10 protein-coding genes are annotated in these 14,711 nt (G+C 58.7%); all 10 read left to right on the top strand.

Going from position 1 to position 14,711, the window contains the following annotated elements:
* Position 1: 1 nt before the first annotated feature.
* The 10 genes from tagH to PSH79_RS27385 are packed head-to-tail and all read left to right on the top strand — an operon-like array spanning position 2 to position 14,541.
* The gene (tagH, locus tag PSH79_RS27430) at positions 2–1,198 is read left to right on the top strand and encodes a type VI secretion system-associated FHA domain protein TagH (protein ID WP_305440512.1); all 1,197 of its coding nucleotides are present in this window, start codon (positions 2–4) and stop codon (positions 1,196–1,198) included.
* 5 nt (positions 1,199–1,203) lie between these two features.
* Positions 1,204–1,704, top strand: a complete 501-nt coding sequence (gene tssJ / locus PSH79_RS27425) for a type VI secretion system lipoprotein TssJ (RefSeq protein ID WP_166221888.1) — start codon at positions 1,204–1,206, stop codon at positions 1,702–1,704.
* A gap of 2 nt (positions 1,705–1,706) precedes the next feature.
* Complete coding sequence (gene tssK / locus PSH79_RS27420; protein WP_095187889.1) at positions 1,707–3,038, top strand: type VI secretion system baseplate subunit TssK; 1,332 nt, start codon at positions 1,707–1,709, stop codon at positions 3,036–3,038.
* Positions 3,039–3,043: 5 nt separating this feature from the next.
* Positions 3,044–3,919 (top strand): type IVB secretion system protein IcmH/DotU, encoded by an 876-nt coding sequence (icmH, locus tag PSH79_RS27415; protein ID WP_305440510.1) that lies wholly within the window; start codon positions 3,044–3,046, stop codon positions 3,917–3,919.
* 13 nt (positions 3,920–3,932) lie between these two features.
* Positions 3,933–7,472, top strand: a complete 3,540-nt coding sequence (tssM, locus tag PSH79_RS27410; RefSeq protein ID WP_305440509.1) for a type VI secretion system membrane subunit TssM — start codon at positions 3,933–3,935, stop codon at positions 7,470–7,472.
* Positions 7,472–8,200 (top strand): PP2C family serine/threonine-protein phosphatase, encoded by a 729-nt coding sequence (locus tag PSH79_RS27405; protein WP_305440508.1) that lies wholly within the window; start codon positions 7,472–7,474, stop codon positions 8,198–8,200. Before tssM ends, PSH79_RS27405 begins: the two co-directional genes overlap by 1 nt.
* Positions 8,197–9,198, top strand: a complete 1,002-nt coding sequence (locus PSH79_RS27400; RefSeq protein ID WP_305440506.1) for a serine/threonine-protein kinase — start codon at positions 8,197–8,199, stop codon at positions 9,196–9,198. Before PSH79_RS27405 ends, PSH79_RS27400 begins: the two co-directional genes overlap by 4 nt.
* A 28-nt stretch (positions 9,199–9,226) precedes the next feature.
* Positions 9,227–11,269, top strand: coding sequence for a type VI secretion system tip protein VgrG (locus PSH79_RS27395; protein WP_305440505.1), 2,043 nt, complete (start codon positions 9,227–9,229; stop codon positions 11,267–11,269).
* A 51-nt stretch (positions 11,270–11,320) separates the two neighbouring features.
* Entirely contained in the window at positions 11,321–13,969 is a 2,649-nt protein-coding gene (locus PSH79_RS27390; protein WP_305440504.1) for a pesticin C-terminus-like muramidase, read from the top strand.
* Positions 13,951–14,541, top strand: coding sequence for a lysozyme inhibitor LprI family protein (locus PSH79_RS27385; protein WP_305440503.1), 591 nt, complete (start codon positions 13,951–13,953; stop codon positions 14,539–14,541). Before PSH79_RS27390 ends, PSH79_RS27385 begins: the two co-directional genes overlap by 19 nt.
* The last annotated feature ends 170 nt before the right edge of the window (positions 14,542–14,711 follow it).

The raw sequence follows: 14,711 nt of genomic DNA, 5'->3' as shown, positions 1-14,711 counted from the left end.
CATGGAATTGGTTTTCGAAATGCTGAACACCAAGCAGTTCGTGCCCACCGAGTTGTGCCAGAAGACCTTCAAACAGGCTGGCGGCGTGATCGGGCGGGGCGAGGACTGCGACTGGATCATCCCTGACCGCAAGCGTCATCTGTCCAATCATCACGCGATTGTCAGCTACCGCGAAGGCACGTTTTTCCTGACCGACACCAGCAGCAACGGTGTTCAGGACGGCACAAGCGGCGCACGCCTGCACAAGGGCGAACCGATGCGCATCGAGCACGGCAGCACCTACGTGCTGGGTGACTTCGAGATCCGCGCACGGCTTGTGCGTGACCCGGCGACCTTCGACGGTGAAGTCGGCCGTCCACGCGCCGCTGGCAGCATCATCCCCGACGACGCGTTCCTCGATCTCGATCCGCTTAACGCCCTCGAACAGCAAGAGCGCGTCTACTCGGAAATCGACGAACTGCTGGCGCCGAACACCAAGCCTGAAGACTCCCGTCAGCGTGCCGACTACGCGCGCATCGACATGGAAAGCCTGATGGTGCCGGAACTGATCGCCGCGCCTGCCGAACCTGAGCCTGCTCCGGCGCCTAAAGCCGTCGAGCGTCAGAGCGAAGGTTTCTGGGAGCACTTCGGTGCTGCGCTGGGCGTGGATGTCAAAGGCCTCAGCCATGACGAACGTGAAGCCCTGGCGCTGAACGCCGCGCGTCTGCTGCGTCAGAGCGTCGGCGGTTTGCAGCAGAGCCTGCGCACCCGTTCCGAGCTGAAAAATGAACTGCGTCTGGCCCAGACCACCGTGCAAGGCACCAACAAGAACCCGCTGAAATTCGCTGTCGATCCGAGCGAAGCACTGCAGATTCTGTTGCAGCCGAGCAAGCCCGGGCATCTGCCGGCCGAGCAAGCCATCTCCCGCGCGTTCCGTGACCTGCAGGCGCATCAGGTGGCTTTGCTGACCGCCAGCCGCGCCGCTGTGCGCGGCACGCTGGAGCACTTCTCGCCGGAGCAACTGACGCTGCGTTTCGAGCGCGACAACAAGCCGCTGATCGCCACGTCCGGCGGGCGCTGGAGAGCGTTCGGCCGTTATCACCAGGCGCTGCGCCAGGACGATGACTGGAGCGAACGTCTGCTGGCCCGCGACTTCGCCCAAGCCTACGAAGAACAGATCCGCCTGATCTCCACCCTCCACACCGACCACCAAGGATGATGCGCATGTCTCGCCGCTCGACCGCTTTTTTCAAGACGCTGACTGCGCTCACCGTGCTGGTGCTGCTCGCCGGTTGCTCGTCGCTGTCGCCGTACTCGAAAGTGACCAAGATCAATCTGAAACTGACCGGCAGCGATCAGTTGAACCCGGATCTCAACGGCCGTCCTTCACCGATCGTGGTACGCCTGTTCGAACTCAAGCACCCGGTGACGTTCGAGAATGCTGACTTCTTCAGCCTCTACGAGCGCGCCAAGGAATCCCTCAACCCGGATCTGGTGGCCAGCGAAGAACTCGAACTGCGCCCGGGTGAAACCGTGGAGATGAAGCTCAAGGTGGAAGAGGGCAGCCTTTATGTTGGCGTTCTCGCCGCTTACCGCGACTTGCCGGAAACCCAATGGCGCCACACGGTTCAGATCACTCCGCTGGAAGTCACCGAAGTCGATCTGACTCTGGACCAGACCGGCATCCGCAACACCAATCAAGTGCTCGCCAAGGCGGATGACTGAACATGAATACCCATAAAGTCATTTGGCAGGAAGGCATGCTGCTGCGTCCGCAGCACTTCCAGCACAACGATCGCTATTACGATCACCAGATGAAAACCCGCACCCAGTTGCTGGGTGGCTACACCTGGGGTTTCCTCAATCTGGAGATCGACTTGCAGTTCCTCAACATGGGCAAACTGGTGATCAGTGAAGCTTCGGGGATCCTGCCGGACGGCAGCCTGTTCGAACTCGGTGGCAACACCGAACCGCTGGCGCTGGACGTACCGCCGAACACCGGCAACACGCCGATCTATCTGGCGCTGCCGCTGGTTACCGGTAACCACATCGAGTCGCGCCGTCCGGAGCAATCCGACGTGCTCGCGCGTTACACCGCGTATGACGCCGAAGTGGCCGACTCCAACGCCGGCGACGACTCCGCCAGCCAGGTCAGCTGTGGTCGCCCGGATTTCAAACTGTTGCTCGGCGAGCAGCAGAGCGATCAGGCCTACGTGAAGCTGAAGATCTGCGACGTGCTCGACACCACGCCCGACGGCGTGATCAGCCTCGACCCGGACTTCGTGCCGACCTACATTCAGGCCCACGCCTCCAGCTATTTGCTGTCGTGCCTGAAAGAAGTCATCAGCATGCTCAGCCACCGTGGCGACACCATTGCCGAGCGGATTCGCTCCAACGGCAAGGTCGGCGGTGCGGAAGTCGGTGACTTCATGATGCTGCAACTGATCAACCGCACCGAACTGCTGCTGCGTCACTATCTGGGTCTGGAGCAGGTGCATCCGGAAGAGTTGTACCGCACGCTGCTGACCATGCTCGGCGATCTGGCGACCTTCTCCGGCGAGAGCAAACGCCCGCGTCTGGACAGCCGCTACTCCCACGCCGACCAGGGCGCGAGCTTTCGCAAGCTGATGGAAGCGATTCGTCAGGTACTGTCGATGGTGCTCGAACAGCACGCCATCGAACTGATCCTGCAAGCGCGTCAGTACGGCATCATCGTGTCGCCGTTGCACGACCACAAACTGCTCGGCTCGGCTTCGTTCGTGCTGGCGGCCAGTGCCAACTGCGACTCCGAAGAACTGCGCCACCGCTTGCCGGCGCACCTCAAGGTCGGCCCGGTGGAGCGCATCCGCCAACTGGTCAACCTGCACTTGCCGGGGATCAAGGTCAAACCGTTGCCGGTGGCCCCGCGGCAGATCGCGTTCCACTCCAACAAAACCTATTTCATCCTCGAACTCAGTTCCGAAGACCTGGCACAACTCGAGCGCTCCGGCGGCTTCGCGTTCCACGTGTCCGGCGAATTCGCCGAGCTTGAACTGAAATTCTGGGCCATCAGGAACTGACCGACATGATCAAGGAAACGGATTACAACCAGGACGACAAAACCGTCCTGCTCGATCGTCAGGGCCACGGACCGGCAGCCAGTCCGCTGACCGACTTCGCCGCGCCGCCGCGTTTCGAGCAACTGGAAGAACGCATGATCTACGCCGCGCGCCTGCGTCCGGCGGAAGCGTTCAACATCAGCCTCAATTCGCTGGTGGCGGCGTCGTCCGAACTGCTCTCGGAAGTGGTGCGCCTCAAACACAGCGAGACCCGCGAAGATTTGTACGCGCTCAACGAGCGCCTGACCGCCGGGCTCAAGCTGTTTGAAGTGCGCGCCTTGCACAACGGCGCCGAAAGCAGCCAGGTCATGGCCGCGCGTTACGTGCTCTGCACCGTGGTCGACGAAGCCGTCGTGACCACGCCGTGGGGCAACGAAAGCGAGTGGTCGCAGATGAGCCTGCTCAGCAGCTTCCACAACGAAACCTTCGGTGGCGAGAAGTTCTTCCAGTTGCTCGATCGGTTGTCGAAGAACCCGGTCAAACACCTGCCGATGCTGGAGCTGATGTACCTGTGCCTGTCCCTCGGTTTCGAGGGCAAGTACCGCGTACAAGCGCGCGGCATGCTCGAACTCGAGGGCATCCGCGATGCCGTGTATCGCCAGATCCGTCAGTTGCGTGGCGACGTGCCGCGCGAGTTGTCGCCGCACTGGGAAGGCCTGAACGATCAGCGCCGCAACCTGGTGCGCATCGTGCCGGCGTGGATGGTGGTGTTGTTCACTTTCGTCTGTCTGGTGGTGATGTATTCGGGCTTCGCCTGGGTCTTGGGCGAGCAGCGCGACACCGTTCTGCAACCTTATCAGCCGCTTGATCCAGCCGCGGTTCAACCGCAGTCGCAGCCGTAAACAGGGACGTGTGATGAAAAAGTTTTTCAAGAAAGTCGGCGCCTTCCTGCGCCAGACCTGGGTCTGGACCCTGCTGTTGGTGCTGTTCGTGGCGCTGCTGGTGTGGTTCGCAGGTCCATTGTTGGCGGTAGATGACTACAAGTTCTGGGAGAGCGCGACCTCGCGCCTGCTGACCATCAGCGTCTTGTTCCTGATCTGGGGCCTGACCATGGTCTTCGTCAGCTGGCGCGCCGGTGTACGCAAGAAAGAAGTCGAAGCCACCGAAGACGGCCAGGATCGTATCCGCCGTGAAGAGCTGATCGACGACGAGCAGAAAGAGTTGAAGGCGCGCTTCAAAGACGCGCTGAAAACCCTGAAGACCTCGAGCCTGTATCGCGGCCGCAGCGAGCGCTGGCGCAGTGACTTGCCGTGGTATCTGCTGATTGGCCCACAGGCCTCGGGCAAGACCAGCCTGTTGGACTTTTCCGGTCTGGAATTCCCGATCAACAAGATCGACCGCAAGCTGACCCGTGACACCCTCGGCACCCGTCATTGCGACTGGTACTTTGCCGACCACGGTGTATTGATCGACACCGCCGGGCGCTACACCACCCAGCCCGATGCGGAAGTTGACGGCAGTGCCTGGCGCACCTTACTGGAGCTGCTGCGCAAGCGTCGTCGCGGCCGTCCGTTGAACGGCGTACTCGTGACCATTCCGGTGGAAACCCTCACCGGTGGCAGCGAACAGGACATCGACACCCTGGCGCGCCAGGTGCGCGGTCGTCTGCAAGACGTCTATCAGAAGCTGCACGTCGACGTGCCGGTGTATCTGGTGCTGAGCAAGGCTGACAAGCTGCTGGGCTTCGATGAGTTCTTCGATCAACTGACCCGCGAAGAAAGCGATCAGGTGCTGGGCACCAGTTTCCGCAAGGATCAGCAGGGCACCGACGTAGCTGTGCTGCGCAACGAGTTCGAAGAACTGCTGCGTCGCCTCAACAGCCAAGTGATCATGCGCATGCACTCCGAGCGCGATACCCAGCGCCGTGGCCGCATCCTCGACTTCCCGCATCAACTGGGGCAGATCGGCGAGCGCCTGTGCCTGTTCGTCGACATGGCGTTCACCGGCAACCGTTATCAGCGTGCATCGCAACTGCGTGGTTTCTACCTGACCAGCGCACCGCACCTGACTCAGGAAATGGACGCGACCACCGCCGGCATCGGCGCCAGCCTCGGCATGAATGCCGGTGTGCTGCCAACGTTGCGCAGCGGTCGTTCGCGTTTCATCCATCATCTGTTCAGCCAGGTGATTTTCCCCGAGGCCGATCTGGCCGGTCTGGACAAGCGCGAACGCAGCCGCATTCATTGGGGCCAACGTGCGCTGTACGTCGGCGCACTGGCGGCACTGGCCCTGTTCGGCATGCTCTGGGCGGGTGGTTTCTCCGCTAACTACGAGCGGCTGGAAAACCTGCGCACACTGGCGCAGAACTGGACTCAGCAGCGCTCGGCACTGACCCCGCGTGATGACGCCATGGGCGCGCTGAAAACTCTCGACACCAGCTACGCGGCGACGCAGACGTTCCCGCAAAAGGGCGACGTTTCGTACCACGAACGTGGTGGCCTGTATCAGGGCGAAGACGTCAATCCAGTGGTCAAAGTGGCTTACGAGCGCGAGCTTGAAACGCAACTGCTGCCACGAGTTGCCACGATGCTCGAAGGGCAGATCCGCGCCAACATGAAGGACCGCGAAAAGCTGCTGAACAGCCTGCGTGCCTACCTGATGTTGAACATGAAGGATCGTCGCGACGCCGCATGGCTCAAGGACTGGGTCGCCACTGACTGGTCGCAGCGCTACACCGGCAACACCGCGGTGCAGAACGGTCTGAACACCCACCTCGAACGCCTGCTGAAGCAGCCGTTCATCTACCCGCTCAACGATCAGTTGGTGACTCAGGCACGTCAGGTTCTGCGCGCCGAATCGCTGGCGACCGTGGTCTATCGCATGCTCCGCGAGCAAGCGCGCAACCTGCCGGAATACCGCTTCAGCCAACACCTCGGCCCACAGGGCTCGCTGTTTATCGGCACCGAGTACGTGATCCCGGGTTTCTACACCCAACAGGGTTATCAGCAGTACTTCTCGGTGCAGGGCTCGGCCCTGGTCACCGACATCCTGCGTGACAACTGGGTACTGGGCGAAGGCGTAGGCATCAGCGACATGGACTTGCGTCGCCTGATGGTCGAGCTGGAGCAACTGTACTTCCGCGACTACGCCAACTACTGGAGCGAGGCCGTTGGCCAGGTGGCCTTGCCGCCGATCAGCGACGCCGGTGAAGGCGCCGAGCAATTGGCGGGCCTGACTTCGGCCAACTCGCCAGTACTGGCATTGCTGACCGAGGTACGCGAAAACACCCGCTTCGAAGCAGCCGCCGATCCGGTCGATGAAGCCGGTGATGCCGCTGATGCGCTGGCCGGCCAGAAGGGCAAGATTGGCAAAGTCGGCAAACTGGCGTCGGCCGTGGCGGACAAGGCTTCGGCCCTGAACGTCGCGAAAAACCTGCCGGATACCGCCAAGAAGTCCCTGCAACGTCGCTTCGAACCGCTGCATCGTTTGCTCGATGACAACAATGGCCCGGCCGCTGATCTGACCCCGGCCCTCAGCGCGCTCAACGACCTGCAACTGCAACTGTCCGGTCTGGCCCGCTCCAGCACACCGGAACAAGCCGCGTTCGAACTGGCGAAAACCCGCATGAGCGGCCAGCGTGATGCGCTGACCAACCTGCGTGCCGCCTCCGGTCGCCTGCCGCGTCCGCTGAGCGTGTGGTTCAACGTGCTGGCCGAAGACTCCTGGCGCCTGGTGCTCAACGATGCTTACCAATACTTGAACGGCCGTTATCAGAACGAGCTGTACAGCGTGTATGGCAAAACCATCAGCAAGCGTTATCCGTTCAGCGCCAGCAGCACCAGCGACGTAGCGATCAGCGACTTCCGCGAGTTCTTCCGGGCTCAAGGTACCGTCGACCGCTTCTTCGACAGCTACCTGCGTCCGTTCGTCAGCGGTGATCCGGGCAACTACCGGATGCGCAGCGTCGACGGTCACAGCCTGCCGGTGTCCAAGGTCTACCTCGATCAGATGGCTGCAGCATTGACGATTCGTCAGAGCTTCTTCTCGATAAACCCGGCCGAACCGACCGTGCAGTTCAAGCTTGAGCCGTACACCCTCGATCCGGCAGTCAGCCGTTCCGAGTTCAAGTTCGGCGACAAGACCATGGAATACCGTCACGGTCCGATCCTGCCAATGTCGTTCAAGTGGCCGACCGATGCTGAAGACGGTCGCACCAGTCTGGTCATGGACAAAATGGCCGGTCGTCCGATCGGCATCGAGAAGAACTCCGGCCCATGGTCGCTGTTCCGTCTGTTCGACCTGATGCAGACGGAGTACCTGAGCGGTCGCGACGTGCTGGTGCTGAAAGCTGACGTAGGTGGCCTGCGCGCCAACTACCTGCTGACCAGCCAACGCTCGCCGAACCCGTTCGACCTCGGCGTGCTGCGCACCTTCCGTATGCCGGTGCAGCTCTGATGCTGGTGGCCAGTGCCTGGCGCAGCGCGGCGCGTACCGACCCGGGCAAGGTGCGGGCGCGCAACGAAGATGCCTTCCTTGACTCACCACAGCAGGGGCTGTGGGTGGTCGCGGACGGCATGGGCGGTCATCAGGGTGGCGACATTGCCAGCCAGTTGATCGTCGCCAGCCTGGCTGAACTGCCGCAACACGAGGATTTCGACGAACGCCTCAAAGCCATCCGCCAGTGCCTGCACTGGCTGAACCGGCGTTTGGGGCAGGAGTTGACGGTCACCGCCGGACGTCACGACAGCATCATGGGCAGCACCGTTGTGGCGCTGCTGGTGGAAGGCAATCGTGCGGCCTGCATCTGGGCCGGCGACAGTCGTTGCTACATGTGGCGCGGGCAGCGGCTGTATCAGCTGTCCAAGGACCATTCGCTGCAGCAGCAACTGATCGACGAGCAACAAATGAGCGTCGAACAAGCGGCAGCGCACCCGGCGGCTCAGGCCTTGACCCGAGCCGTCGGCGCGGCCGAAACACTGACCCTGGATGTACTGGAACTTGAGGTCTATCCGGGCGATGCGTTTTTGCTGTGCAGCGATGGTTTGTATCAGGGCCTGAGCAGCGATGCCCTCGGCACCGCCCTCAGTCTGAGTGCGCCGCATGTGGCGCTGGAACGTTTGTTCGACGGCGCCCTGCGGGGCTCCGCTCGCGACAACCTGACTGCCGTGGTGATCCGCCAATGAGCAAAATCGAATCGCCAATCGATGACTTGCTGATAAGCGAAGAACAGGCCAACAACCTGACCTACTTCGCCTTCGCCAAGTCCAACAACGCAGAGCCTGCGCTGGCCCCAACCAAGGCCAGCATCGGTGCGCTGCCGGACGTACTCGCCGGCCGTTACCACCTCGAGCGTCTGCTCGGGGCGGGCGGCATGGGCGCCGTTTACCGGGCAAGGGATCTGCTGCACGAACAGTTCGGCGATCCCGACCCTTACATTGCGCTGAAAATCCTCAGCGAAGAATTTGCCGAATCGCCGGACGCCAGTGCCTTGCTCTACAGCGAGTTCGCCCTGACCCGACGCCTGCGCCACGACAACGTTGTGCGTGCGCACACCTTTGAAGTCGACACTGACTGCCAGCGGGCCTTCATCACCATGGAATACATGCGTGGCCTGACCCTGGACAAATTGCTCTGCGAGCGGCCCCTCGGCCTGCCGTGGAAAGAACTGCGCGACATCGTGCTGCCGCTGCTCGACACGTTGGCTTATGCCCACCGTCGCGGCGTGCTGCACGGTGACATGAAACCGAGCAACGTCATGCTCAGCGAAGACGGCTTGCGCCTCTTCGACTTCGGTCTGGGCCAGGCAGAAGAGGGCACCTTGCCCGGCCTGCCGCACCTGAGCCGCGAGCGCTTCAACGCCTGGACCCCGGGCTACGCCGCCCCCGAACTGCTTGAGGGCCAACCGTTGTCGGCCAGCGCGGACGTGTACGGCGTGGCCTGCGTGATCTATGAACTGGCGAGCGGCAAACACCCGTTCCGCCGCTTGCCCTCGACCCAGGCCCGCGACGAGCATCTGGAGCTTGAGCTGCAAGCCCCGGCGAACTTACCGAAACACGGCTGGCCAGCGCTGCGAACCGCGCTGAGCTTCGACCCGGCAGAGCGCACCATCACTGCCCAACAATTGCGTGACGCCTTGGGCGCCACTTCATCCTGGCTGCAACGTCTGCGGTTTCGGGCATAACGGATGACATTCGAACAGGGAGCACTTTATGTTCAACTCAGCTAACGAGACCCACTTCAGCCTGACGGTTGAAGACTATGTCGGCGACCTGCAAGTGCTGTCGTTCACCGGCACCGAAGGCATCAGCCAGCCGTATCGCTTCGACCTCGAACTGGTCAGCGAAAACCCCGATCTGGACCTGGAAAAGCTCCTGCACAAGCAGGCCTTCCTGGCGTTCGATCCGCAGGGCAGCGGCATCCACGGCCAGATCTACCGCGTCGCCCAGGGCGATGCCGGCAAGCGCCTGACCCGCTACAAAGTATCGATGGTGCCGCAACTGCAATACCTGCATCACCGCACCAACCAACGTATTTATCAGCAGATGTCGGCGCCGAAAATCATCGCGCTGATCCTCGAAGAACACGGCATCAAGGGCAACGCCTACAGCTTCCAGCTGAGCCAGCCGTGCCCGGATCGCGACTACTGCGTGCAGTACGACGAAACCGACCTGCACTTCGTCCAGCGCCTGTGCGAAGAGGAAGGCATTCACTACCACTTCCAGCACAGCGACAAGGGTCACCTGCTGGTGTTCGGCGACGACCAGACCGTGTTCCAGAAACTCGGCCAGCCCACCGCCTATGTGCAAGGCAGCGGTATGGTCGCCGACGAACCGGTGATCAAAGGCTTCAAACTGCGTCTGGAAACCCGCACCAGCCGCGTCACCCGCCGCGATTACGATTTCGAAAAGCCGCGCCTGCAAATGGAAGCGGCCTACAAACCGGAGGGTGAAAGCACTGAGCCGGACCTGGAAGACTACGACTACCCCGGCCGATTCATCGAGCGTGCGCGCGGCAAGTTCCTCAGCCAGCGCGCCCTCGAACGCCACCGCGCGGACTACCGCCAGGCCGAAGGTCGCGGCGACCAGACCAAACTGGTCAGCGGCCACTTCATGGAAATGTCCGACCACCCGCGCACCGAGTGGAACGACCTGTGGCTGCTCACCGAAATCGTCCACGAAGGCAAACAGCCGCAAGTGCTCGAAGAAGGCGTGACCAGCGACACCACCGACAACAAGGACGACTTCCACCAGGGCTACCGCAACACCTTCCTCGCCACCCCGTGGGACGTGTTCTACCGCCCGGCCCTCGAACACCCGAAACCCCGCGTCCTCGGCAGCCAGACCGCCCACGTCACCGGCCCCAAAGGCGAAGAAATCCACTGCGACCAGTACGGCCGCATCAAAGTGCAATTCCACTGGGACCGCGAAGGCCTCGCCGATGACAAAACCAGCTGCTGGCTGCGCGTCTCCAGCTCCTGGGCCGGCGACCGCTACGGCGCCATCTCCATCCCGCGCATCGGCATGGAAGTCCTCGTCACCTTCCTCGAAGGCGACCCCGACCAACCGCTGGTGACTGGCTGCCTGTACCACAAAGAAAACCCGGTGCCGTATGCACTGCCGGCGAACAAGACGCGCAGCGTGTTCAAAACGCTTAGCTCGCCGGGTGGTGGTGGGTACAACGAACTGCGTATTGAAGACAAGAAAGGTGCGGAGCAGATCTACATCCATGCGCAGCGCGATTGGGATGAGAACGTTGAGCACGACCAGAAGATTCGGGTCGGCAATGAACGCCACGACACCGTCGAGAAGAACACCTACACCGAGCTCAAGGCCGAGGAACACCGCACCACGATTTCCGACCGCAAGATTGAAGCGAAGCTGGATGATCACCTGACGATTGGGCAGAACCAGCATGTGAAGTTGGGGACTGCGCAGCTCACCAGCGTGGGGAAAGAGATTCATCTCAAGGCTGGGGACAAGATCGTTATTGAGGCGGGGACAGAGCTGACCATTCTTGGCGGTGGGAGCTTTATCAAGCTTGATGGCGGTGGGGTTACGGTGGTTGGGCCGGTGATCAAGATCAATGCGGGTGGTTCGGCTGGTTCCGGCACCGGGATCGGGATTAAACCGCCGGTGCTGCCGGGGGCGGCGGACAAGGATAAGGCGGGGAGTTTGATGGATCAGGCGTTGTTGAATGCGTCTGAGGAAAAGATCAAACGCAAACCGAAGCGCATGCTCAATTTTTCCGGGTAAGACATCGACGGCAATCCAAGCCACCAGGGATCAGAATTCAGGTAATTGGTAATGACAGAGACAACAAACAAAATTCAAAAATGGTCGTATCCCCTGAAAGTGGGGACAGCTGAAGCGACCGATCCGCAGCAGTTCTACAAGGCGTTAGCCAAAGCGAAGGACGGCTTCTATCCGTTGGGGGCCAATGGGCTTTGGCATGGTGGTGTGCATTTCGATCAAGATTCGGGTCTGGTGCAGGACTCGACAGAAGTCCGATGCATAGCGGACGGGGAAGTGGTTGCCTATCGAATCGATAACATCTACCCCAAGTCAAATTTCGGTACAACCCAGTCCGACTTTTCCACTGGCTTTGTATTGGTCAAACATCGATTGGAAGTGCCGATGCCGCCAGCGCCACAGGTACCAGCGGGATCCCCTCCTGCAGCACCCGTTCCCGCCCCGAGTCTTACCTTTTTCAGTCTGTACATGCATTTGTTGCAATGGAAAAGCTACGAAGAAACTCCGGCACTGCCGCGGCCGGCCTTTTGGAGCGGCGGTACGTTGCAGGTGAAGGCAACTGCCAATGACGAACTCCTGGGCTTACGTGTCCGCCAGGAACCACGAGGAAGGCCCGGGTATGCAACGGTCTTGACAGTCTTGAATCGCGGCACGATTGTCGAGACAGGCGAAGAGCACAATGGTTGGCTCAAGGTTGTTAGCGTCACGCCTGCCAGTAGCGACCTGCCGCCCGGTACAGGCTGGGTGTTCAAAAGAGAGATGACCGCAGGTCCAACGACCAATACTTACGTCATTGGTGCTGCTGCCAAAGACCCAATGACTCCGCCTCAGAAAGGTCTTGTTGTGCGCGCCTCTGCCAGCCAGTCAGGCGCTGTGAGAGCAATTTTGCCGCACGGTACGCAAGTTAAAATCGGAAACGACGGTACGCGTGGCAAGTACCAGAAACTGCTGGAGATCGTCAGCGGGAATGCTGTTCCACCGCTGGCAGCGGGGGAGGTGCTTGGATATGTCTGGGAAGGGCTACTTGAGGCCAAGAGTGAGCCAGCAGAAAAGGACGCCGTGCATGTCTTGGCGACTCCATTCCCGATTACCGCGGGCAGTCTGATTGGACATGTAGGGAAGTATCAGAATCACTCCGATTCGGCCCCCAACAATCTACTGCACGTTGAGCTGTTCAGCTGTGAAGACGTGAAGGCCTTTACCGCGCTGAGCAAAGAGAAGGCTGCGGGACTGCCAGCAGCTGAAAAAACGTTAGTGAAAATTCCTAAAGGCAGCGTGGTGGTTACTCACGTGGAGGGAATGGGTTCTACCAATCCACCTAAAGTGACTGATCCGCACAAAACGGTTGGTTATGATTTTCTGGTTCCTGTCGGAGTGCTGGAAGCTTTACCGGCTGAGAGAAAAATAAAGGTTCCTGTCGTCATGGGAGGAAGCACTACCTATACGTTGTGGTGGCGCCTGGACGGGGTATTGGGTGATGCCGACGGGAATGAGCTCAATGGATGGTTTGCAGAGCCAGATACCAAGTTATCGCGGCATTCACCCTTTGAGTGGGAAGGTTTCAGTTTCATCGAGGAAACTGTCAGTAATGCGGACCACCTCGCTGCATCTCTCCATGCTCAGGAAAATTTGACCGAGGAAGAGCGAGCGGCATATTTGCCAAACGTTGGAAATGCCAATGACGGCCCCGCTAAGCAGCATTTGTACAAAATGCTTGATAAAAACGGCGACAAAAAACTTACGCCTGCGGAAATCAAAGAAGCGTTAAGCAAGCCTTGGTTTTCTCAGCCGATATCCCAAATGGTTACGCGTTACGAAAGCGAGTGGCAGTTCAAAAGAGAAAAGTGGGATTCGCTGGATGAGCTGATTGGGCATAGTGTCTCGGATCCTCATCAGCAGTGGGTGGAAGAAAAACTTCGAATTGAACGCTTGAGTTGGTGGGATAAGCTGGTCGGGAAACATGGCATAACCAATGATAATAATGTTCAGCATATTCATTTGCTTGGTTTGTTGGGTGGTTTCTTGTCCGGCTGCCCTGAGAAGTGCAAGGCCGAAGTCTATACCCTCGGCACAACAGTTGGGCCATATGTAGTATCGAAGAAACTATTTGAATTTCTGTTGGCAATCGAAGCTTATCGAGAACATCCATATGCATTGCCTGATGATAGCAGTGGAATAACGATAGGTTATGGTTACGATCTTGGGCAGCAAACAGCAGCGAGAGTTGATGCGGAGCTTAAAGACCTGTATACCCCTGAAGAAATAGAAAGATTAAAAGGAGCTCTTGGCAAGAAAGGTCAAGATGCGCGCGATTATGTGCACAACGTCAGCTCGATATCCATCAGTAAGGATAATGCTTTAAAGTTAGCTGTTATTATGAAGAAACGGTATGCGCAACAAGTTGTTGATGTATATCCTAAAGCTATAAATTTGCATCCGGATTGTCAGGGTGTATTACTTTCTCTTGTAGTGAATCGGGGCAATTCCTTATCAGGGAATACGCCCGCTAAGGCGTTGAAGCGGCTAGAGATGAAACAGATAAAAGAAGATTTCGATAACGATAAGCCCGAACTGATTCCATCCCGGCTACGTAGCATGAAGCGGCTTTGGGAAAATGACCCTAATACCGTCGGTGTAGCCACTAGACGTGAAAAAGAAGCGGTATTTTTTGAGGAGGCGTTGAAATGCAATTGCTGGAAGTGACGAAGAAAGTCTTTTCTGTTTTATCGGTCGTATTTCTTTCTACCGGCGCTGCGTCGGCCGATGTTGATTGTAGCTCGGTTAATTCAACGAATCCTGACATTATCAGCTGCTCTCAGAAATCGTTTGATAAAATTGATAAAGTCCTGAATGAACAATACAAAGCTTTGTCTGCCGAGCTCGATTCATCAACTAGGGCCGAGCTGCTTTCTACGCAAAAAAAATGGATAATCCTTAGGGATGAATACTGCAAAAACGATGATGAAGAGGGCGGAGAGTCTCCGATTGAACAATTGTCGTGTAAGAAACAGTTGACGAGTTTCCGTGTGGCTGAACTTGTTTATCTTCGGACCGGAGTCATAGGGGATGGTTTTTATAAGGCTGTATCGCTAGTTAATGAAAAAGCCACCGCTATGAACTATTCGGAAGCTTTGAAGTTTGTCGGTGGTAACGAAGATTTCGGATCGGCTTGGAAAGGATATGCAGAAGAAAACTGCGCGATAACATCCAGGTTGTTCGGCGAGGCTAAAGATCGGTGCATGGGGAGAATGCGTTTTCAGATTCCGATTTTTTGATTGCTGGTCGCGTTGATGCAGAGTGGTGAATAGGATCAGATCACCTTTTAGTAGTCTGTCCCTATTTTTTACCATCAGCGATCCGCCACACTGAAGATCGAAGAAAACGGCCTCTACAATTGGAACAATGAGAGCGAACAGGCATTGGCGGACGTTGAGTGGTTTCCCTC

The organism is Pseudomonas sp. FP2196, from assembly GCF_030687715.1.
GTDB lineage: Bacteria > Pseudomonadota > Gammaproteobacteria > Pseudomonadales > Pseudomonadaceae > Aquipseudomonas.
The sequence above is the reverse complement of the archived record's forward strand: the minus strand, read 5'-3'. Positions and strand labels throughout refer to the sequence as shown.

Bases quoted from the DNA above. Each gene is read 5' to 3' on its own strand.
- tagH (WP_305440512.1), top strand. From the start codon at position 2: ATGGAATTGGTTTTCGAAATGCTGAACACCAAGCAGTTCGTGCCCACC.
- PSH79_RS27395 (WP_305440505.1), top strand. From the start codon at position 9,227: ATGTTCAACTCAGCTAACGAGACCCACTTCAGCCTGACGGTTGAAGAC.
- PSH79_RS27400 (WP_305440506.1), top strand. From the start codon at position 8,197: ATGAGCAAAATCGAATCGCCAATCGATGACTTGCTGATAAGCGAAGAA.
- tssM (WP_305440509.1), top strand. From the start codon at position 3,933: ATGAAAAAGTTTTTCAAGAAAGTCGGCGCCTTCCTGCGCCAGACCTGG.
- PSH79_RS27405 (WP_305440508.1), top strand. From the start codon at position 7,472: ATGCTGGTGGCCAGTGCCTGGCGCAGCGCGGCGCGTACCGACCCGGGC.
- PSH79_RS27385 (WP_305440503.1), top strand. From the start codon at position 13,951: ATGCAATTGCTGGAAGTGACGAAGAAAGTCTTTTCTGTTTTATCGGTC.
- PSH79_RS27390 (WP_305440504.1), top strand. From the start codon at position 11,321: ATGACAGAGACAACAAACAAAATTCAAAAATGGTCGTATCCCCTGAAA.
- tssK (WP_095187889.1), top strand. From the start codon at position 1,707: ATGAATACCCATAAAGTCATTTGGCAGGAAGGCATGCTGCTGCGTCCG.
- tssJ (WP_166221888.1), top strand. From the start codon at position 1,204: ATGTCTCGCCGCTCGACCGCTTTTTTCAAGACGCTGACTGCGCTCACC.
- icmH (WP_305440510.1), top strand. From the start codon at position 3,044: ATGATCAAGGAAACGGATTACAACCAGGACGACAAAACCGTCCTGCTC.